Origin of the sequence: Pseudaquabacterium rugosum (assembly GCF_038066575.1) — a bacterium.
GTDB lineage: Bacteria > Pseudomonadota > Gammaproteobacteria > Burkholderiales > Burkholderiaceae_C > Pseudaquabacterium > Pseudaquabacterium rugosum.
On record NZ_JBBUTF010000028.1, the window covers coordinates 41941 to 61693 of the forward strand.

The window sequence follows — 19753 nt, forward strand, 5'->3', positions numbered from 1 at the left end:
CTGGGCGCCATGGTGCCGTCCGATTCGTCCCGCTGTTCCCACGACGCGCTGTGGATCGCGTCCAACGATGCCCGCCGAGCCGGGCCGGAGGCCCACAGCTGCGCGGGGTGTCCGGTGCGCCGCCAGGCCCTGTTCGGCGTCTTCGACGAGGCGATGCTGGCCCGGCTGCCGGCCCACATCAGCGAGCAGACCATCGAGCCCGGCCAGGCGCTCTACCGGGCCAACGAGCCGGCGGCCGCGGCCTGGACCATCCGCGAGGGCCTGATCCGCCTGGAGCGCAGCAGCGAGCGCGGCGGCCGCCGCGTGCTGCGCCTGGCCGGCCCCGGCGATCTGGTCGGCCTGGAGGCGCTGCTGGGCCAGACCCACGCCGCCGATGCCATCGCCTGCACGCCGCTGCAGGTCTGCCGCCTGCCGCGGGTGCTGATCGACGAGCTGGGGGCGGCCGAGCCGGCCCTGCTGCGCGACCTCATGAAGCGCTGGCAGGCCGCGCTCGACGAGGCCGAGGAATGGCTGACCGAGCTGTCGACCGGCGACGCGCGCTGGCGCATGCTGCGCCTGCTGCTCAAGCTCAGCGAGTACGGCGAGCCCGACGGCCGCATCTGGCTGCCGGCGCGCGGCGACATCGGCGCCATGCTGGACGTGACGGTGGAGACCGCCAGCCGCCTGGTGGCCGCGCTCAAGCGCGAGGGCGTGATGCAGTTCGCCGACCTGCGCCATGCGCGGCTGGACATGCCGCGCCTGCTGGCCGCGCTGCGCGAGGCGGTCGGTCCGGGCTGAGGCCGGACCGCGGGGCGCGTCTCAGTCCTGCAGCGCCTGCAGCACGCGCAGGATCTCGTCGCCGTAGGCGTCGAGCTTCTTGCTGCCGACGCCGCTGATGCCGGCCAGCGCGGTCAGGCTGTCGGGCGCGGCACGCGCCATCTCGGCCAGCGTCGCGTCGTTGAAGACGATGTAGGCTGGCAGGTTGTGGGCCTTGGCCACCTCGGCCCGCCAGGCCTTGAGGGCGGCAAAGCGCTGCTGGCCATCGCGGTCGAGCTCGACCGGCGCGGCGCGCGGCGTGCGGCTGCCGCGGCTGGTGCTCGACGGCCGGCCGCGGCGCGGTGCCGGCTCCGTCGGCACGCGCAGGCGCACCGGCTCCTCGCCGCGCAGCACGGTGCGCGCCGAGTCGGCCAGCTCCAGCGTGTTGTATTCGCCGACGCTGCGCACATGGCCGGAGGCGATCATCTGCCGCAGCACGCGGCGCCACTGCGTCTCGGGCACGTCGGCGCCGATGCCGAAGGTGCTCAGCCGGTCGTGGCCGCGCTGCACCACCTTCTCGGTGCGCTGGCCACGCAGCACGTCGATCAGGTGCGCGCCGCCGAAGCCGAAGCCGCTGGCCTGGTGGCAGCGGTAGATGCAGCTCAGCAGCTTGCGTGCGGCCTCGGTCGCGTCCCAGACCTCGGGCGGATGCAGGCAGTTGTCGCAGTTGCCGCAGCGGCTGGCCGGGCGCAGCAGGGCGCCGTCGGCGTCGCGCTCGGCGGTGGCCGGGTCGACGCCGGCGCCGGCATAGGCCTCGCCGAAATAGGCCAGCAGGCGCACGCGGCGGCAGTCCGGCGCCTCGGCCAGGGCCAGCAGGGCCTCCAGCTTGCCCCGCTGCAGGCGCTTGAACTCCTCCTCGGCCTCGCTGTCGTCGATCATCCGGCGCTGGTTGACCACGTCCTGCAGGCCATAGGCCATCCAGGCGTCTGCGGCCAGGCCGTCGCGGCCGCCGCGGCCGGTCTCCTGGTAGTAGCCCTCGATGTTCTTGGGCAGGTCCAGGTGGGCGACGAAGCGCACGTCGGGCTTGTCGATGCCCATGCCGAAGGCGACCGTGGCCACCATCACGATGCCGTCCTCGCGCAGGAAGCGGTTCTGGTGGCGGGCGCGCACCTCGGCGTCGAGGCCGGCGTGGTAGGGCAGCGCGTTCAGCCCCTCGGCCGACAGCCAGGCCGCGGTGTCCTCGACCTTCTTGCGGCTCTGGCAGTAGACGACGCCGGCATCGCCCTCGTGCTCGTCGCGCAGGAAGCGCAGCAGCTGGCGCTTGGCCTCGTCCTTCTCGACGATGGTGTAGCGGATGTTCGGCCGGTCGAAGCTGCTGACGAAGGTGCGCGCCGACTCCAGCGCCAGGCGCTCGACGATGTCGGCGCGGGTGGTGCTGTCGGCGGTGGCGGTCAGCGCGATGCGCGGCACGTCGGGGTAGCGCTCGTGCAGCGCGGACAGGCCGAGGTATTCCTCGCGGAAGTCATGGCCCCACTGGCTGACGCAGTGGGCCTCGTCGATGGCCAGCAGGCTGAACAGGCCGCGCTCGTGCAGGGAATCGAGCATGGCCAGGAAGCGCGGCGTCAGGATGCGCTCGGGCGCGGCGTACAGCAGCACCAGCTTGCCCGACATCAGGTCGCGCTCGACCCGGCGGGCCTCGTCGCCCTCGAGCGTGCTGTTGAGGAAGGCCGCCGGCACGCCGGCCTCGTCGAGCGCGCCGACCTGGTCGTGCATCAGCGCGATCAGCGGGCTGACGACCAGCGTGATGCCGTGGCCGGCGCGGTGGCGGGCGATGGCCGGCACCTGGTAGCACAGGCTTTTTCCCCCGCCGGTGGGCATCAGCACCAGCGCATCACCGCCCTCGGCGGCGTGCTCGATGATGGCCTGCTGCTGGCCGCGGAAGGCGGGGTAGCCGAAGACCTCGCGCAGGATGGCCAACGGGGACGTGGCGGGCAGCGAGGAGTCGGTCAGCGGGGCGTTCACGGGGGCGATTGTCGCCGTGCGCGCCCGCCCCCGCCGCCGATCCCGGCGCGGGCCCTCCGGCGGGGGCCCGCGCCAGGGGGATCGTCCGCCAGACAGGCCCGCGACGGAGGAGGGATGGCCCCTCGGCTGCCGGCTGGGGGAGAATCCGGACTCGGCCTTGCGCCTGCCACACCGCGCAAACATCCCCCCAACAGCAAGGAGCCGCCGTCATGGCCTCGATCAACAAAGTCATCCTCATCGGCAACCTGGGTCGCGACCCCGAGGTGCGCTACACGCCCAACGGCAGCGCCGTCTGCAACATGAGCCTGGCCACCACCCGCCAGTGGAAGGCGAAGGACTCCGGCGACCGCCAGGAAGAGACCGAATGGCACCGCGTCGTGCTGTTCGACCGCCTGGCCGAGATCGCCGGCGAGTACCTGAAGAAGGGCCGCTCGGTCTACATCGAGGGCCGCCTGCGCACCCGCAAGTGGACCGACAAGGACGGCGTCGAGAAGTACACGACCGAGATCTACGCCGAGCAGATGCAGCTGCTGGGTGGCCGTGACGAGGCCGGTGGTGGCGGCGGCGGTGCGGCTGGCGGCTATGGCCGCAGCGCCCCGATGGCGGCGGCCGACGACGGTTTCGGCGACGAGCCGGCTGCCGCGCCGCGCCGTCCGGCCCCCGCTCCCCGCCCGGCACCGGCGCCGCGTCCGGCGCCGGCTTCGAAGTCGAACACCGGCTTCGACGACATGGACGACGACATCCCGTTCTGAGCCCCGGTCTGACGGACGTCCCGCATGGCCCGACTCGAGAACGAGGCCGCACGCGCCGATCTGCGCAACCGGCTCAAGCGCGCCGAAGGCCAGTTGCGCGGCGTCCAGCGCATGCTCGACGAGGACGCCCCCTGCGCCGAGCTGGCGGCCCAGCTTTCGGCGGTGCGCCGCGCGCTCGACAGCGCCTGCGTGCGCATGACGGTCTGTTTCATGGAGCAGGAGCTGCGCCGGCGGCTGGCGGATCCCGCCGCCGCGCCGGTGGCCCTCGAGCCCGCTGATCCTGCCGAGGCCGTCGGCGATCCGATCGACGCCGTGATGGCCGAGGTGCAGCGCCTGCTGGGCCGCCTGCGCTGACGCGGCCCCTGTCCCGCGGCTCGGGGCTCAGGCCACGGTCGTGCGGTCGCTGCGCCGGCGGCCCAGGCTGTCGACCCAGTCGACCTCGATGGTGTCGCCGACCTGCGCATCGCGCAGCGTCAGCTCCAGATAGGGGTTCTGCGCGACCGCGGTGCCGCAGTGCCAGCGCAGCACGGTGCGGCCGCGCAGGCGCAGCGTCAGCGTCTGGATGATCCAGGCCGGCACGCGCCGGCCGTCGGCATCGATGCGCTGACCGGTCTCCATCGGATGGGCGGCCAGCAGCCGCAGCGCGGTCCGGCCATCGGCCTGGCGGCGGGCGCGCAGCCGTGTCGGCTCCGGCGGCGGCAGGGTGTCGGTCGTGTCCATCCCCGGCCCGGTCAGACGGCGCAGCCGCCCTGCACCACGCGCACCGACGCGCGCTGGCTGAACCAGCGGCCGTCGGCCAGGCGCACCAGCGCCCACAGCTGCGCGCTGTCGGCGAACTTCAGCCGCGTGCCCAGGGCGGGCTCCAAGGCCGGATCCAGCTCCGCCAGCAGTGCCAGAGGCTGGGCGTTGCCCTCGACCAGCAGGGCCAGGCGCAGCGGGCCATCCGTCGCGGCCGCGTCGCTGGGTTCGGCGACGCGGCCGGCGCTGCGGCCTGGTGTGACCACCCGTGTGGCCACCGGTGCGTCTACCCGTGCGTCCACCGGTGTGGCGGTCGGTGCGACGGCCGATGTGGCGCTCGGTGCCCAGCGCACCGCCACCGGCACGGCCGCGCCGTTCTCGGCCAGCGCCGGCGCGTCGATGCGCAGGGCGTCGGTCGTCGGCGGCGGGCCCGGCAGGCCGAGGGCGGCCAGCGCCTCCGGCAGCGTGCGCGCCGCGAGCGCGGCTTGCGGCCGCTCGCCGGTCCCCTCGTGTGTTTGGCGCGCTGCGGCCCCGTGGGCTCCGGGGACATCGGGGGCCTGCTCAGCCTGCTGAGTCACCGCCGCGGACGCCGCCCGCACCTGCGGCCAGCCCATCGCGGCCAGTGCCGCGGCCCAGGCCTGGAGGGTGGTGCGGCGGTCGGTCAAGGGCATCGGCTGGGCTGGCGGGGAGGCGGGGAGGCGGGCGGCGGGAAGGCCGTGGCAGGGCAGTGGCGATGGCAGTGACCGTGGCCGTGGCCGTGGCAGATGCGGCAACCGGCGGGCCGATGGCACGCTCCCGCGCATCGGGGCGCCCGCTCGGGGCGGATCGGACATGCAGGCGGGCGCCGGTCGCATGGCACTGCGCTGCACCGCACGGCACCGCACCGCACCGCACCCTAGCACGGCCGACCGATGCGCCGGCAGCGGCCTTGCCCCGGGTCGGGCCGTTCGCCTCTGGCAGACTCCGGCGCCATGTCCGCTGCCGTTCCTGCCGCCGCGTCCGCCCCCGCGGGCGACTGGCTCGTCGCCTGCCTGTGTGCCGGCTGGTGCAACACCTGCGTCGCCTACCAGGGCGTGATGGCCGAGGTCGCGCGCGCCCATCCCGGCCTGCGCTTCGCCTGGATCGACATCGAGGACGATGCCGACGCGCTCGGCGACGAGGCGCTGGACATCGAGACCTTCCCGACGCTGATGGTGCTGCACGACGGCCGGCCGCGCTTCCATGGCACGCTGCTGCCGCATGCGGCGACGCTGGAGCGCCTGCTGCAGGCGCTGCGCGACGGTGCGCTGGCACCCGGCGCGGCGGCCGAGGTCGGCCCCGCGATGGCCGCGGCCGTCTGGCAGCTGGGCTCGCAGCGGCCGCTGGCCAGCTGAGCTGACCCAGCGGGCTCAGCCGACGCGAGCGCGGCGGTCCGGCCGCCGCCCTGGGCGATCCGCACCCAGACGGCCGCCCGAGGCCGCCCGCTCAGATCCGCCGATGGGCCAGCGCCGGCAACTGTGCGCGCACCTCGTCGAGCCGCTGGCGCCGCAGCGTGCCGGCGACCACGCCCTCGCCCTCGGCCTGCACGGCCAGCACCTCGCCCCAGGGGTCGGCCAGCAGGCTGTGGCCCCAGGTGCGGCGGCCGTTCGGATGCAGGCCGCCCTGGGCCGGGGCCAGCACGTAGCACTGGTTCTCGACCGCGCGGGCGCGCAGCAGCAGCTCCCAGTGCGCGCGGCCGGTGCCGTGGGTGAAGGCCGCCGGCAGCACCAGCAGGTCGCAGGGCGCGGGCTGCATCAGCGCGCGGAAGAGCTCGGGAAAACGCAGGTCGTAGCAGATGCCCAGGCCGACGCGCCAGCCGTCGACCTCGACGGCCACCGGCGCGTCGCCGGCCTGCAGCACGCGGCCTTCGTCGTAGCGCTCGCCGCGCCCGTTGTCGTAGGCGAACAGGTGGATCTTGTCGTAGCGCGCCCGCGGCCGGCCGTCCGGGCCCCAGACGCGGCAGCTGTTGCGCACCCACTGCGGGTCCTCGGTGCGCAGCGGCAGCGTGCCGCCGATGATCCACACGCCGTGGCGCTGGGCGGCCGCGGCCAGCGTGTCCTGGATCGGGCCGCTGTCCTCGGCCTCGGCGATGGCCAGCTTGTCGCGGTCGGACTGCCCCATCAGGCAGAAGTACTCGGGCAGGGCCAGCAGCCGCGCGCCCTGGTCGGCGGCCTCGGCGATCAAGCGGCAGGCGGTGGCGAGGTTGATCGCCACGTCGGGCGCGGAGACCATCTGCAGGGCGGCGACGTTCAGCATGATGGCGCGATCATCGCGCAGACGCGCCGTCCGTGGTCGTGCCGGGGGCGGGCGCGGCGGGCGTGGCGGCGGGCGCCGAGGCCGCTGCGGTGCCGGGCGCCGAGGCCGGCGCGGTGCCAGGTGCCGCGGTCCCGGGGGCGGCCGTCGCGGCCTCCCGTGCGGCCGCGGCGGCGGCGATCGCGCCGCGCTGCACCTGGCGCACCTGCGGGTCGTCCCAGCTGCCGCTGATCTCGAACAGCCGCGTGGTGGCCGATTCCAGCGGCCCGCGCAGCAGCCACTGGCCGACGAAGCTGCCGACGCCGACCACCGGATTGACCAGCGCGGCCCAGGCCAGCGAGGCGGTGCCGGCGTCCAGCTCCGGGATCACCGCCACCTTCAGGTCCTGGGTCTGGCGCACCAGATCGGCCTGGCCGCCGATCTGCACCAGGGCCTGCACGCCGCGCATGCGCAGGCCTTCGGTGCGCGCCAGGCCGTGTTCGATGCGGGCCTGGCCGGCCACCTCGTCGAAGCTGAAGCCGGCGGCGAAGACGTCGCGGAAGTCCAGCGTCAGCCGCCGCGGCAGGGCCTGCAGGCTGAGCACGCCCAGCAGCTTGGCCGCGCCGGGATCGACCTGCAGGAACTGGCCGCGGCCCAGGGCCAGATCGAGCTGGCCGTCGAGCGTCGGCAGGTCCGGCCCCCAGGGCGAGCCGTCCCAGCCCAGCCGCCCCTGCAGCCGGCCCGAGGCGCCGCGCATCAGCTGGCCGAAGCCCAGGCGCTGCAGCAGGCGTCCGCCGTCGATGACGTCGAGGCCGAAGTCCAGCGCCATGTGGCGCGCGTCGCCCGCGGCGGCCGGGCCCCAGACGCCACGGGCGCTCAGCCGCGCGTCGGGGTTGTCCAGGCTCAGCTGGTCCAGCCGCCAGTCGCGGGCGGTGGCGCTGGCCTGCACCTGCAGCCGGCCCAGTTCACGGCCCTCGACCTGCAGTGTGTCGATCGCGATGTCCAGCGTCGGTGCGCTGACGGCCGGGCGCTCCAGCAGATGGGCCAGACGGTCGGTCGCGCGGTCGGCCTCGGCACGCGGGATCACCAGCCGCGTCAGCCGGGCCTGCAGATGACCGCCGGGGGCGGCGGGGGTCGGCGGGGTCCAGGCCAGCGAGCCGGCGCCCTGCGCGGCGCGGCCCTCGGCCAGCCAGCGGCCGTCGTCGGCGCGCTGCAGCTCCAGCGCGAGCGCGCGCACCGTGCGCCCGCCGCCGGCCAGCACGGTGTCGATGTCGGCCTGCCAGCGGCCGGGCCAGCGGACGACGGTGACGGCGGCGGTCGGGTGCGGGGTGGCGGTGGCGGTGGCGGTGGTGGTCGTGGTCGTGGTGGCGGACTCGGGCTGCGGGGCGACCGGGGTGCGGGCGGCCTGCAGGGCCTCGTCGAGGCGGTCGAGCGTGGCCTGCCAGGCGTCGAGGTCCAGCAGCGGCAGCGCGAGGTCGACCCGGCCCTCGGCCGTCGGCGTCTGTAGCGGACGGCCCCAGGCCCAGGCCTGGCGCAGCAGCTGTGGCCGCTGCCCGGCACCCTGTCCCTGCCAGCCCAGCACCGCCTCGCCGCGCAGCGGGCCCAGTTGCAGCTGCAGCCGCTGGCGCGCCGCGCCGGCCTCGGTGGCCGTGGTCGTCGTCGCTGCCGTAGCCGTAGCCGTAGCCGCAGACGTGGACGTGGACGTGGACGTGGACGTGGACGTGGACGTGGCGGCCTCCGCCTTCTCCCCGGTCAGGTCCTGCGGCCGCAGCTGCAGCTGCAGGCGCCGGGCCGTTGGCGGAGCGCTGCCGTGCGTCAGCGGGGCCGGCAGCGTCAGCTGCAGCGGCTGCAGGTCGCCGTCGAGCTGCAGCCACAGCTGGCCGGCGTCGGCCGTGGCCCGGGCCTGGCCGAGGTCGAGCGTGAACGGCAGGCGGCCGCTGATCCAGGGCTGCAGCGCCTGCAGCTGTCGTGCGGCCGTCGGCGGCAGGTCAGCGCTGGCGGCCAGCGCGGCCAGATCGGCTTCGCCGCGCAGGTGCAGGGCCCAGGCGCTGTCGCGCGGGGCGTCGGTCTCGCCCGGGCGCAGAGGGGCCGGCACGTGGGCCGCGGCCTCGGCCAGGCTGGCCGGCACCGCCGTGGGCGTGTGCACGCTGCCACCGTCCACGCGCAGCAGGCTGCCCAGCCAGCGGCCGCCCAGCGCCTCGACCTGGCCGCCGCGCTCGTCGAAGCGGATCCGGCCGCGGGCCTCGCGCAGCGGCGGCAGGGCCGGCCGCCAGCGCAGGGTCTGGGCGTCGTCCAGCGTCACCTCACCCTGGACGCGGGTGCGGGTCGGGTCGGCGAAGGGCAGTTGCAGGGCGAGCTGCAGCCGAGCCGGGCCGTCGGCCGCCGATTCGTCCAGCAGATGGTCGAGCCAGCCGCCCACCGGCGAGGCCTGCAGGTAGCGCAGCAGGTCCTGTGCGGGCCCCTGGGCCTGGCCGCGCACGGTCAGCGCCGTGGCCGGGCTGCCGTCCAGTGGCGCGACCTGGCCCTGCACCGGCCCCAGCGTCGTCTGCCACAGCCGGCCCTGGGCGATGTCGAAGGCCAGCCGGCGGCCATCGATCTGCAGGTGGCCCGCCAGGTCCTCGAACACGGGCCAGACCGGGGCCCCGGCCGTCAGGCCGTCCGCCGGCCGAGGGCTGCCGGCGACGTCGAGCCGGCCTTCGCGCACCGTGCCTTCGAGCGCGAAGCGGCCGCCGCCGTGGGCAAAGGGGAAGTCGTCGAGCGGGCCGTCGATCTGCACCTGCAGGCGCTCGATGCGGCCGGCCTGCACCGCGTCGCGCACCCAGTCGCGCGTGGCCTGCGGCAGTTGCACCGGCAGATGGCGGGCGATGGCCCGTGCGTCGGCGCTGCCGACCAGTGCGGCCTGCAGCTGCAGCGTGCCGAGCGGGCCGGCGGCGCGCGGCGTCGTCGTCGGCGTGCCGTGGGCCTGTGCCGTGCCCGCCTGCCAGTGACCGCTGGCCTGCAGCAGGGCGTCGTCGCTGCGCAGCTGCAGGTCGTCGAAGCGCAGCGATCCGGCATGACCGGCCTGTGGCCAGTCCCAGCCCAGCCGGCCCTGCACCGTGCGCAGCGGCAGCCGCGGCTGGGCGAACACGCCCGGCAGGTCCAGCCAGAGACCGGTGGCCGCGCCGGTGTGGTCTGCGTCGGACGGGGGGGCTGGCGTGGCCGCGGTCGCGGTCGACGCCTCGGGCCAGGGCCCTGCCGGTGCGCCCGCGGCCGGCGGGGCGGACAGGCTGCCTGGCGCCGCCGTGGCCGTGCGGTCGCCGGCGCCGGGCTCGTCGCGCAGCTGCAGCTGGCCGCCGCGTTCGTCGAGTGTCAGGCGGGCCTGCAGGCCGCGCCGGCCGCCCACCCCGGGCACGCCCGGGCGCAGCGGATCGTCCGCGGCCAGGGCCTGCCAGCGCAGGCCCCGCAGCTGGGCGTCCAGCTGCCAGCGACCCCGCTGCAGCAGCCCGGTCCAGCCCATGGCGGCGGGACGGCCGGTCGATGCCGACCCGGCCCGGGCCTCGCCCGTGCTCGTGCTCGTGCTCGTGCCAGTGCCCGTGCCCGTGCCAGTGCCAGTGCCAGTGCCAGTGCCAGTGCCAGTGCCAGTGCCAGTGCCAGTGCCAGTGCCAGTGCCCCGGGCCGTCGGGGTGCCGCGCTCGGTCAGCGTGTCGTCGGCCCGCCAGCGGGCCTGCAGACCGCGCAGCCGGCCCTCGGGCGCCAGTGCGCGCAGGGGCTCGGCGTGGCGGGGCGGCAGCCAGGGATGCAGGGCCGACGGCCAGTCGTCCAGCGTGAGCTCGGACAGGCTGAAGCGGGCGCTGGCCAGGCGCCCGCGCAGGCGATCGGGCCAGGCGGTCACCAGCGGTGTCGCCGCGGCCGATGTGGCTGTTGCCGTGGCCGTGGTCGTGGCCGCGGTGGCCTCCGCGCTCAGGCTCAGGTCCAGCCGCAGCCGGCCGTCCTGCCAGCCCGGGCTGTCGGCGCCGGTCCAGCGCAGGTCCTGGCCGCTCAGGCGCCAGCGGGCGGCCGTGGGCGGCAGCAGCCAGTCGGCCGGTGGCCGCAGGCGGTCGGTCAGGGCGGCCGTGGGGGCCAGGGCCGGTGCGGCGGTCGCGGCGCTCGCCGCGGGATGGGCGGGGGCCGGCAGCCGGACGGGGCCGGATCCGGTGGACGCCGGCAGCGCCACCCCGTCGGTCTGCTGGGTCAGCTGCCAGCGGCCACCCAGCGCGCCGATGCGGCACGGCGGTGTGCGGCAGCCCAGGGCCGGCGGCAGCCTCAGCCCGCGGGCGTCGATGTCCGCGCCCAGCTGGTCCCAGCGGCCGGCCGACCACTGCAGCGTCACCATCGTGCGCAGACGGCCGTCCAGGCCGTCGAGATCGCGCAGGAGATCCGGGCCGGTCGGGGCCGCGCGCCAGGCCTGCAGCAGCTGGCGCAGGCGCCTCAGGTCGTCGGTCAGCCGCGGGCTGTCGGCGCGCAGCACCAGCGTGCCCTCGCCGGCCCACCACGCCAGGGCCGGATCGCCACGGCGCGGGGTCCATTGCAGCGTCAGATCGGGGCCGGGCGGCGCGCCGGCCGCGGCGGTCGGGGCCGGGCGGTCTTTCCCGTCGGCCGACCCGGTCTCCAGCCACAGCCGATGGCGGCGCCCTTCGCGCACCAGTCCCGCCTCGCGCAGCGCCAGTGGGGTCGGCTGCGCATCGGTCGCGGTCCACAGCAGCAGACGGGCGTCGCGCAGGCTCAGCCGGGGCTGCTCCAGCAGCGTCTCCAGCACCTGCGCGGCCGACAGCGCCGGTGCTCCGGGCGCATCGAGGTCGAAGCCGGCCAGCCAGCGGTGGCCGTCGGCGCTGCGCCACTGGTGCACCGTCAGCCCCTGCAGCTCCAGTGCCGACAGCATCAGCGTGCGCTCGCGCCACAGCCGCCAGGTGGCCAGCGGGTGCAGGCCCAGCTGCAGCCGGGCCTGCGTCAGCCGCAGACCCGCGCGCCCGTCAGGGGCGTCGATCGACAGCCCCCGGACCTGCAGCGTCGGCAGTCCGGGGCCGTGGTCGTCGGCGTGCAGTGCGGCGATCCGCACGGGCCGGCCGAGGGCGCTCGTCAGCGCCTGCTCGGCCTGCGGCCGCAGGCGGTCCAGGTTCGGCACAATTCCCTTGGCCCAGATCAGCCAAGCACCGAGGCTTAAGCTGCCGAGCAGACCCATCGACAGCAGGATGCCCCACAGCAGACGCGCCGGCATGCCCCGGCGGCCGCCCAGGCCGCGCAGCGTCAGCCGGCCCAGGGCCGCAAGGGTGTGACGGCCGACAGTGGCGATCGACGACAAGGACATGAATGAGTGACAGGCAGCACGCAGCGCATGGCAAGGCCCGCACCCGCGTGGGGGCGGCGGCTTCAGGGGCGCCGGCCCACGGCGCGGCCAATCTAGCACAGGGGTCCCGCGCGGCGGGTGTCCGGTCGGTGTCGGGGAGTGCAGGCTGATGCAAAGCACGCGGATGTCTTCAGAGGCCGCGCAGCGAGCGCTGGCGGACCACAGCCGTTGCGTGCAGCGCATCCGCCGCCGCTATGGCGACGAGCTGGCCCAGCTGCCGCCGGGCCTGCCCGATGCGGCCGTCATCACCGATCTGGCGCTGCGTCTGCACCAGGCCGGCCGGCCGCTGGCCAGCGCCTTGCGGGTCACGCGCCAGCTGGTCTTCGAGCGCCTGGTCGTGCTCGACGTCGAGCAGGCCGCGCCGCTGGCCGACATCGTCGGCGCCATCACCGTGCTGGCCGAGGCCACGCTGGAGCTGGCCCTGGCCGCCGCCCGCGCCGAGGAGGACGCGCGCAGCGGCCCGCCGATCGACGAGCAGGGCCGGGTGATCGACTTCTGGATCATCGGCATGGGCAAGCTCGGCGCGCGCGAGCTCAACGTCTCCTCCGACATCGACCTGATCTACGTCTACGAGGAAGACGGCCTGACCCGGCCCGCGCCCGGCAGCACGCAGCCGCAGCGCACCGCGCACGAGTACTTCGCGGCGGTGGCCAAGCGGCTCTATGCGCTGATCGGCGACGTGACCGAGGACGGCTTCGTCTTCCGCGTCGACCTCGCGCTGCGGCCCAACGGCAATTCCGGGCCGCCGGTGGTCTCGCTGGCGATGCTCGAGGAGTACTTCGTCGTCCAGGGCCGCGAGTGGGAGCGCTTCGCCTGGCTCAAGAGCCGGGTGGTCGCGCCGCGTTCGGCCGTCACCTCGGGTCGTGCGTTGCCCTTGCGCTCGCTGGTCAGCGCCTTCGTCTACCGCCGCTACCTGGACTACGGCGTGTTCGAGGGCCTGCGCCAGCTGCACCGCAAGATCCGCGACGAGGCCACGCGCCGGGCCGCCGGCCGGCCCGAGCGGGCCAACGACGTCAAGCTCTCGCGCGGCGGCATCCGCGAGATCGAGTTCATCGTGCAGCTGATGCTGGTGGTGCGCGGCGGCCAGTTCCCCGAGATCCGCAGCCGCGGCACGCTCAAGTGCCTGGACAAGCTGGCCGCGCGCGGGCTGATGAAGCCCGAGACGGCCGTGGCCCTGGCCCGCGCCTACACCTTCCTGCGCCAGGTCGAGCACCGCATCCAGTACCTGGACGACCAGCAGACCCACCTCGTGCCCACCAGCGAGGACGATCTGTGCTGGATCTCCCGCTCGCTGCCGCCGGAGCCTGCGCAGCCGGCCGGCGACGGGGCCGACCTGCTGCCGCGCGTCGCTCATCCGCCGCCCAGCTGCCAGCTGCTCGACCGCCTGCTGGAGGTGCGCGAGCTGGTGGCCACCGAGTTCGACGCGCTGCTGCACGACGGCCGCGCGCCCGGCGCACCGGCGCCCGGCCGCGGCGGCTGCCGCAACTGCGGCACGCCGCATCCGGTCGATGCCGATGCGCTGCTCGAACGCCTGCCCGCAGCGATGGCCGAGCGGCTGCAGGTCTGGCGCGCGCAGCCCCGCGTGCAGGCCCTGCGCGACGAGAGCAAGCTGCGGCTGGGCCGCTTGATGGCGCGCGCCGGCCAGGCCGTGGCCGACGGCCTGTGCGCGCCCGAGGCCGGGCTGCGCTTCATCGACTGGCTGGAGCCGCTGCTGCGGCGGGAGAGCTATCTGGCGCTGCTGGTCGAGCGGCCCGAGGTCCACCAGCGCCTGCTGCGCCTGCTGGGCCTGGCCCGCTGGCCGATGCGCTACCTGCTGCGCCACCCGGGCGTGATCGACGAGCTGGCCGATCCGCGCCTGCTGCACGGCCGCTTCGATGCCGCCGACTATGTCGCCTCGCTCGACGAGCGCCATGCCGCCTGGGTGCGCGCCGGCGAGGACGACGAGGGCGCGCTGCTGGACACGCTGCGCCGTGCCCACCACGCCGAGATCTTCCGCACCCTGGTGCGCGACGTCGAGGGCCTGATCAGCGTCGAGCAGGTGGCCGACGACCTGTCCGCGCTGGCCGACGCCACGCTGGCCACCGTGCTGCGCTGGGCCTGGCCGCGGCTGCGCCAGCACCACCGCGCCGAGCCGCAGTTCGCCGTCATCGCCTACGGCAAGCTCGGCGGCAAGGAGCTGGGCTACGGCAGCGACCTGGACGTGGTCTTCCTCTACGACGACGCGGACGAGGCCGATCCCGACCTGGCGCAGGAGGTCTACAGCCATTTCGTGCGCAAGCTGGTGCCCTGGCTGACGCTGCGCACGCCGGCCGGCGAGCTGTTCGAGATCGACACCGCCCTGCGGCCCAACGGCAACTCCGGCCTGCTGGTGACCTCGATCGCGGCCTTCGAGAAGTACCAGGTCGGCCGCGGCAGCAACACCGCCTGGACCTGGGAGCACCAGGCCATCACCCGCGCCCGGGCCTGCGCCGGCCCGGCGGCGCTCGGCCTGCGCTTCGAGGACGTGCGCCGCCAGGTGCTGACCAGTCCGCGCGACCTGGACGCGCTGCGCCAGGAGGTGATGGACATGCGCGAACGGGTGCGGGCCGCACACGCCGTGCGCGACGGCCTGTTCGACGTCAAGCACAGCCCCGGCGGCATGATGGACGCCGAGTTCGCGGTGCAGGTGCTGGTGCTGGCCCATGCCGCCCGCTGCCCCGAGCTGGCCGACGACGTCGGCAACATCGCGCTGCTGCAGCGGGCCGAGGCCGCGGGCCTGCTGCCCGCGGGTGTCGGCGAGGCGGCGGCGCGGGCCTACCGCGAGCTGCGCCGGGCCCAGCACCGGGCGCGGCTCGACGAGCAGCCCACGCAGGTGCCGCCCGATGCGCTGGCGGCCGAGCGGGCGGCCGTGCTGGCGCTCTGGCTGGCCGTCTTCGGTGTCCCGGCCGGACGCGTCTGAGCCGGCGGAGCCGCGGCCTGCGCGTTGCGGCGGCCGGGAGCCGTGCCGTCCGTCGGCTCCGGCTCCGGCGAGGGGGTGGGGCCGCCGCCCCTGGCTGGCGGCCTGTGCCGTGGCGGCGGCCGGTGCGCTGCTGGGCCACGGGCTCGGTCCGCCCGGTGACGGGGGCGCGGCCGCGGCCGTGTCCTGGTTCGACTGGCAGCCGCAGTGGCTGGCCACGCAACCCTGGCGTCTGCTGACGGCGGGCTGGGTGCATCTGGGGGCCGCTCACCTGACGCTCAATCTCGGCGCCCTGGCGCTGCTGGCCTGGCTGGGCCACGAGGCGGACGCCGGCTGGCGTGTGGTGCGCGCCTGGGCGCTGGCCTGGCCGCTGACCCACCTGCTGCTGTGGCTGCTGCTGGGCGCCCAGCTGTGCCTGACGGGCGGGGCGGCGGTGGGTGTCCCGGCGCTGGCGGTGGAGGCCGGGGCGACGGGCCGTGTGGCGTTCGGCGCCGGTGGGGCGGGCCTGCTGGCGGACGGGCTCTGCGGCCGTCCCTGGCCCTTGCACCACTACGGCGGCCTGTCCGGCGTGCTGCATGCCGGTGTCGCGGTGCTGGCCGTCGCGCTGTGGCGGGCGCCGGATGCGGCGCGGCGTCGCGTCGGCCGCGTGCTGGTCGCCGGCCTGCTGGTCAAGCTGCTGGCCGAGCAGCCCTGGGGACCGGTGCTGTCCTGGGATGCCGGCCTGGGCATGGCCCGCGTGCCGCTGGCCCATCTGGCCGGTGCGCTGGCGGGACTGGCCTGCGGGGCCGCGCTGGCGCTCGGGCCGGTCACCGCGTCGCCGGATGCTCGGCGGCCTGATGCGCCCCGGCCTGATGCGCCCCGGCCGGAAGGCTGACCGGCATCCTGAGGCGTACGGATGCCGCTGCGCGGTGGCACCGCGGTCCTGTCGGCACCGGGCGATGCCGGGCGGTATCGCGCGGTATCGGGCGGTCCCCCGGCCGTCGTTCAGCCGGCCGTGCCAGGCCGCGGCGCGGCCGTGGCGGCGCTGGCGGCGGCCACGCGTGCGGCCATTTCCTTGCGGAAGCGGTTGAGCTCCTGCACGCTGGTGAAGCTGCGCTCCATCAGCAGGCTCAGGTTGTGCAGGATGCGGTCGACGACCTTGCTCTCCCAGGTCGCATCGAACTGGATCTGCTGGTCCAGCCAGCGCTCCAGCCAGGCCGGATCGGGCAGGCGGCTCTGCACGGTGTCGCGCGGGAACAGCGCCTCGTTGACGTGCAGATTGGTCGGGTGCAGCGCCTGGGCCGTGCGGCGCGCGCTGGCCATCAGCACGCCGACCTTGGCGAAGGCCGCGCGGGCCTCGTCACCGAAGCGGCCCATCGCGCGCTTCATGTAGCGCAGGTAGGCGCCGCCGTGGCGCGCCTCGTCCTTGGCCAGGGTCTCGTAGATCTGGCGGATCACCGGCTCGGTGTGCCACTCGGCCGCCCGGCGGTACCAGTGGTTCAGGCGCACCTCGCCGCAGAAGTGCAGCATCAGTGTCTCCAGCGCCGGGGCCGGATCGAACTCGAAGCGCACCTCGTGCAGTTCCTGCTCGGTGGGCACCAGGTCCGGGCGGAAGCGGCGCAGGTACTCCATCAGCACCAGCGAGTGCTTCTGCTCCTCGAAGAACCAGACGCTCATGAAGGCGGAGAAGTCGCTGTCGTCGCGGTTGTCGCGCAGGAACATCTCGGTGGCCGGCAGTGCCGCCCACTCGGTGATCGCGTTCATCTTGATGGTCTGCGCCTGCTCCTCGGTCAGCAGGCCCGCGTCGAAGCGGTCCCAGGCGATGTCGCTGTCCATGTTCCAGCGCACGGCTTCGAGCTGCTTGAAGAGTTCGGGATAGAGCATGGATTGATCCTGGGCAAGAGAACGGCGGATTCTAGGCAGCCGCGTCCGCCCGGCGCCGGACCAAGACCGTGCCCGCGGTGCGGGCTGTCGTGGTCCATGCCACGTGCAGCGTGCTGCGCCGGGCGTGCCGGTCCAGGTGTCCGCCCCCCGCGTGTGCGTGGGATGGGGGGCTGAGCGCCCGTCTGTCGCGGCAAGGCCTCAGCCCCGTCAGGGGTTTCGCATCACGATGGATTGCTTTCTTGAACTCACTGGTCACAATGAAACCGAACAGTTCAAGTGGAGACCGTCATGTTCCGTGTCCCGGCATGTCCGCAGGAAGGCCTTGGCTGCACCTCGCCGTCGTCGTCATCGTCGGTGCGGGGGCGCCGCCTGCGGTCCGCATCGCCGGGCGCGGAACCTTCCGTGCGCCGCCCGCTCCATGCAGGCGTGGGCCGCGTCCGGCAGGGCGTGGTCACCACCCGACCGGTTTCGCGATCGTGCAGCCGACTGCACGCTCCGGGGTTGTTCTCCTCCTCCTCCCTCCCTCCCTCGTTGACCCCGGGGTGCTGCACGATCCCTTCTCTTGACCTGGCCCGGCGGGCGCCCGCCCGCACCGGGAGCGCCGCATGAGCGCCGCTGGCGCCTCGACCGGCCCGCGGCCGCTGCCGGTGCGGCCCCGCGTCGCGGTGGTCGGCAGCGGCATCTCCGGACTGGCCGCCGCCTGGGCGCTGCGCGAGTCGGCGGACGTGGTGCTGTACGAGGCTGACGACCGGCCCGGTGGCCATGCCCACACGGTCGATCTGACGCTCGACGGCATCCGCCACGGCGTGGACGCCGGCTTCCTGGTCTTCAACCACGCCACCTATCCGCAGCTGGTGCGCCTGTTCGAGCAGCTGCAGGTGCCGACCGCGGCGTCGGACATGTCGTTCTCGGTGCAGGCGCCCGGGGCGGCCGGCGCCACGGCGCTGGAGTGGAGCGGCCACGATCTGGACAGCGTGTTCGCCCAGCGCCGCAACCTGCTGCGGCCGCGCTTCTGGGGCATGCTGGCCGACCTGCTGCGCTTCAACCGCGAGACCACGGCGCTGGCCACCGCGCCGGTGCCCGATGCGCGCCAGCAGGCCGCGCTCGCGATGCCGCTGGGCGAGTATCTGCAGACCGGACGTTATGGCGCGGCCTTCCGCGACGACTACCTGCTGCCGATGCTGGGCTGCATCTGGAGCTGCCCGACCGAGCAGATGCTGCGCTTTCCGGTCGCCACCATGGTGCGCTTCTGCCACAACCATGGCCTGATCCGCGTCCGCCAGCGTCCGCAGTGGTACACGGTCAGCGGGGGCTCGCGGGAGTACGTGCGCCGGATGGTGGCGGCATTGCCCGACGTGCGCACCGGCTGCCCGGTGCAGGCGCTGCGCCGCGAGGTCGACGGCGTCACGCTGCTGACCCCGCAGGGCCCGCAGCGCCATGACGCGGTGGTGCTGGCCTGCCACAGCGACCAGGCCCTGCGCCTGTTGGGCGAGGGGGCGGCGGCCGACGAGCGCGCGCTGCTCGGCGCCATCGGCTACCACCGCAACCGCGCGGTGCTGCACACCGACGTGCGTCAGCTGCCGCAGCGCCGCAAGACCTGGGCGGCCTGGAACTACGAGCGCGCGGCGCATGCCGGCACCGAGCAGGGCGCGGTCTGTCTGCACTACCTGATCAACCGCCTGCAGCCGCTGCCCTGGGCGCAGCCGGTGGTCGTTTCGCTCAACCCGGTGCGTGAGATCGACGGCGCCTGCATCCATGGCGAGTTCGACTATGCCCACCCGGTGTTCGATGCCGCCGCCATCGCCGCCCAGCGGCGGCTGCCGCAGATCCAGGGCCGCGACCGGATCTGGTTCGCCGGCGCCTGGACCGGCTACGGCTTCCATGAGGACGGCCTGCGCTCGGGCCTGGAGGCGGCCGAGGGCGTGCGCGCCGTCTGCACGCCCGATCCCGCGGCCGCGGGTCCGCGCGGCGAGCGGATGGTGGCGCCGGCTCTGCCGGTGGCCACGTCGGCGCTGGCCGGCGCGCAGGCCGCCCATGCCGGGGTCTGAGATGGCAACGCCCGGGATGTCGCCGGCCGACGCGCCGGCGGCCGGACCGCGCATCGGCTTCGGCTGGGTGCGCCACCACCGGCTGCGGCCGGTCGACCATGCCTTCGCCTACCCGGGCTGCTTCCTGCTGCTGCCGATGCGGGCGCTGGCCCGGCAGCCGGCACCGCCGCTGCGCCGCAACCGCCGCGCCTGGTTCAGCTTCCACGACCGTGACCATGGCGACGGCGGCCCCGATGCACTGGCCTGGATCGAGTCGCGCCTGCGTGCGGCCGGCATCGACGGCGTCGACGGCGAGATCTGGCTGCAGACCTTTCCCCGTCTGCTCGGCCATGTCTTCAAGCCGGTCAGCTTCTGGTACTGCCTGGCGCGCGACGGCCGGCTCGTGGCCGTGCTGACCGAGGTCAACAACACCTTCGGCCAGCGGCATGTCTACCTGCTGCACGGCCCCGAACTGGCCTGGGGCCGTGAGCAGCGCACCGGCAAGTGCCTGCACGTCTCGCCGTTCAACCAGGTCGAAGGCGGCTACCGGATGCGCTTTCTGATGGCCCGTGCCGAGACGGCCGTGATGACCGCCGCCGCCGCCGCCGTCGGCGATCCGGTGGCGGCGGCCCGCCACTGCGTGGTCCGGATCGACCACGATGACGCCCAAGGTGAGGTGCTGCGCACCAGCCAGAGCGGTGCGCTGCGGGCACTGGATGCGGCGGCGCTGCGCCATCTGGCCTGGCACATGCCGTGGCATGCGCTGGCCGTGACCTGGCGCATCCACTGGCAGGCCCTGCGGCTGGCCCTCAAGGGCGTGCGTTTCTTCGGCACCGATGGCCATGCGCGGGCACGGCGCTCGGCCGGCACCTGAGCCGGCAACGCCGCCCGCATCCGCACCGAGACCTGACAAGCCGTGAACGAACCGCCGATCGACCGTGGGGAGCGCGTGGCTGCTGATTGCAGCAGTGGCGCGAGGAGGCGGGAGCCGATGCGCAGCGGGAGCGGTGTGAGGGCCGTTTGTGCGGCTGTGCAAGGCCTGGCGAGCGTGTGCGGCGGCCAAGGGCGC

Annotated in this window: 14 protein-coding genes; 8 read left to right on the forward strand and 6 right to left on the reverse strand. The window is 75.0% G+C overall.

The window, feature by feature from the left end; genetic code table 11:
- Positions 1 to 9 precede the first annotated feature (9 nt).
- Positions 10 to 777, forward strand: coding sequence for a Crp/Fnr family transcriptional regulator (locus AACH11_RS22260; protein WP_341376478.1), 768 nt, complete (start codon positions 10 to 12; stop codon positions 775 to 777).
- Between the two features lie 21 nt (positions 778 to 798).
- Here AACH11_RS22260 and AACH11_RS22265 read toward each other — a convergent pair whose 3' ends face one another.
- Positions 799 to 2757, reverse strand: coding sequence for a RecQ family ATP-dependent DNA helicase (locus AACH11_RS22265; protein WP_341376479.1), 1959 nt, complete (start codon positions 2755 to 2757; stop codon positions 799 to 801).
- A 209-nt stretch (positions 2758 to 2966) separates the two neighbouring features.
- Between AACH11_RS22265 and ssb the strand changes: the two genes are divergently transcribed.
- Both ssb and AACH11_RS22275 read left to right on the forward strand, forming a co-directional pair.
- The gene (ssb, locus tag AACH11_RS22270) at positions 2967 to 3509 is read left to right on the forward strand and encodes a single-stranded DNA-binding protein (RefSeq protein ID WP_341376480.1); all 543 of its coding nucleotides are present in this window, start codon (positions 2967 to 2969) and stop codon (positions 3507 to 3509) included.
- A gap of 24 nt (positions 3510 to 3533) precedes the next feature.
- On the forward strand, positions 3534 to 3863 hold the full coding sequence (locus tag AACH11_RS22275) for a metal-sensing transcriptional repressor (RefSeq protein ID WP_341376481.1): 330 nt from the start codon (positions 3534 to 3536) through the stop codon (positions 3861 to 3863).
- Positions 3864 to 3890: 27 nt separating this feature from the next.
- Here the strand turns inward: AACH11_RS22275 and soxZ are convergent, their stop codons facing one another.
- Positions 3891 to 4229, reverse strand: coding sequence for a thiosulfate oxidation carrier complex protein SoxZ (soxZ, locus tag AACH11_RS22280; RefSeq protein WP_341376482.1), 339 nt, complete (start codon positions 4227 to 4229; stop codon positions 3891 to 3893).
- Between the two features lie 11 nt (positions 4230 to 4240).
- Positions 4241 to 4918: a thiosulfate oxidation carrier protein SoxY gene (locus AACH11_RS22285; protein WP_341376483.1), complete on the reverse strand. Its 678-nt coding sequence runs from the start codon at positions 4916 to 4918 to the stop codon at positions 4241 to 4243.
- A 300-nt stretch (positions 4919 to 5218) separates the two neighbouring features.
- Between AACH11_RS22285 and AACH11_RS22290 the strand changes: the two genes are divergently transcribed.
- On the forward strand, positions 5219 to 5620 hold the full coding sequence (locus AACH11_RS22290; RefSeq protein WP_341376484.1) for a thioredoxin family protein: 402 nt from the start codon (positions 5219 to 5221) through the stop codon (positions 5618 to 5620).
- A gap of 91 nt (positions 5621 to 5711) precedes the next feature.
- Here AACH11_RS22290 and AACH11_RS22295 read toward each other — a convergent pair whose 3' ends face one another.
- Both AACH11_RS22295 and AACH11_RS22300 read right to left on the reverse strand, forming a co-directional pair.
- Positions 5712 to 6521, reverse strand: a complete 810-nt coding sequence (locus tag AACH11_RS22295) for a carbon-nitrogen hydrolase family protein (RefSeq protein ID WP_341376485.1) — start codon at positions 6519 to 6521, stop codon at positions 5712 to 5714.
- A 10-nt stretch (positions 6522 to 6531) separates the two neighbouring features.
- A complete protein-coding gene (locus AACH11_RS22300; protein ID WP_341376486.1) occupies positions 6532 to 11820 on the reverse strand; it encodes a YhdP family phospholipid transporter in 5289 nt (1762 codons plus the stop codon).
- A 163-nt stretch (positions 11821 to 11983) separates the two neighbouring features.
- On the opposite strand from AACH11_RS22300, the gene glnE reads away from it, so the two are divergent.
- Positions 11984 to 14797, forward strand: a complete 2814-nt coding sequence (gene glnE / locus AACH11_RS22305; RefSeq protein WP_341376487.1) for a bifunctional [glutamate--ammonia ligase]-adenylyl-L-tyrosine phosphorylase/[glutamate--ammonia-ligase] adenylyltransferase — start codon at positions 11984 to 11986, stop codon at positions 14795 to 14797.
- A gap of 178 nt (positions 14798 to 14975) precedes the next feature.
- Positions 14976 to 15668, forward strand: coding sequence for a rhomboid family protein (locus tag AACH11_RS22310; protein ID WP_341376488.1), 693 nt, complete (start codon positions 14976 to 14978; stop codon positions 15666 to 15668).
- 110 nt (positions 15669 to 15778) lie between these two features.
- Here the strand turns inward: AACH11_RS22310 and AACH11_RS22315 are convergent, their stop codons facing one another.
- Positions 15779 to 16657 carry a ferritin family protein gene (locus AACH11_RS22315; RefSeq protein WP_341376489.1) on the reverse strand — a complete coding sequence of 293 codons (879 nt, stop codon included), beginning with the start codon at positions 16655 to 16657 and terminating at the stop codon, positions 15779 to 15781.
- 605 nt (positions 16658 to 17262) lie between these two features.
- Here AACH11_RS22315 and AACH11_RS22320 point away from each other — a divergent pair.
- Together AACH11_RS22320 and AACH11_RS22325 are read left to right on the forward strand one after the other, a co-directional pair.
- Positions 17263 to 18705, forward strand: coding sequence for an NAD(P)/FAD-dependent oxidoreductase (locus AACH11_RS22320; RefSeq protein WP_341376490.1), 1443 nt, complete (start codon positions 17263 to 17265; stop codon positions 18703 to 18705).
- A 1-nt stretch (position 18706) separates the two neighbouring features.
- Positions 18707 to 19558, forward strand: coding sequence for a DUF1365 domain-containing protein (locus AACH11_RS22325; protein WP_341376491.1), 852 nt, complete (start codon positions 18707 to 18709; stop codon positions 19556 to 19558).
- Positions 19559 to 19753: the final 195 nt, after the last annotated feature.

Bases quoted from the DNA above. Each gene is read 5' to 3' on its own strand.
- AACH11_RS22260 (WP_341376478.1), top strand. From the start codon at position 10: ATGGTGCCGTCCGATTCGTCCCGCTGTTCCCACGACGCGCTGTGGATC.
- ssb (WP_341376480.1), top strand. From the start codon at position 2,967: ATGGCCTCGATCAACAAAGTCATCCTCATCGGCAACCTGGGTCGCGAC.
- AACH11_RS22275 (WP_341376481.1), top strand. From the start codon at position 3,534: ATGGCCCGACTCGAGAACGAGGCCGCACGCGCCGATCTGCGCAACCGG.
- soxZ (WP_341376482.1), bottom strand. From the start codon at position 4,229: ATGGACACGACCGACACCCTGCCGCCGCCGGAGCCGACACGGCTGCGC.
- AACH11_RS22285 (WP_341376483.1), bottom strand. From the start codon at position 4,918: ATGCCCTTGACCGACCGCCGCACCACCCTCCAGGCCTGGGCCGCGGCA.
- AACH11_RS22290 (WP_341376484.1), top strand. From the start codon at position 5,219: ATGTCCGCTGCCGTTCCTGCCGCCGCGTCCGCCCCCGCGGGCGACTGG.
- AACH11_RS22295 (WP_341376485.1), bottom strand. From the start codon at position 6,521: ATGCTGAACGTCGCCGCCCTGCAGATGGTCTCCGCGCCCGACGTGGCG.
- AACH11_RS22300 (WP_341376486.1), bottom strand. From the start codon at position 11,820: ATGTCCTTGTCGTCGATCGCCACTGTCGGCCGTCACACCCTTGCGGCC.
- glnE (WP_341376487.1), top strand. From the start codon at position 11,984: ATGTCTTCAGAGGCCGCGCAGCGAGCGCTGGCGGACCACAGCCGTTGC.
- AACH11_RS22315 (WP_341376489.1), bottom strand. From the start codon at position 16,657: ATGCTCTATCCCGAACTCTTCAAGCAGCTCGAAGCCGTGCGCTGGAAC.
- AACH11_RS22320 (WP_341376490.1), top strand. From the start codon at position 17,263: ATGAGCGCCGCTGGCGCCTCGACCGGCCCGCGGCCGCTGCCGGTGCGG.
- AACH11_RS22325 (WP_341376491.1), top strand. From the start codon at position 18,707: ATGGCAACGCCCGGGATGTCGCCGGCCGACGCGCCGGCGGCCGGACCG.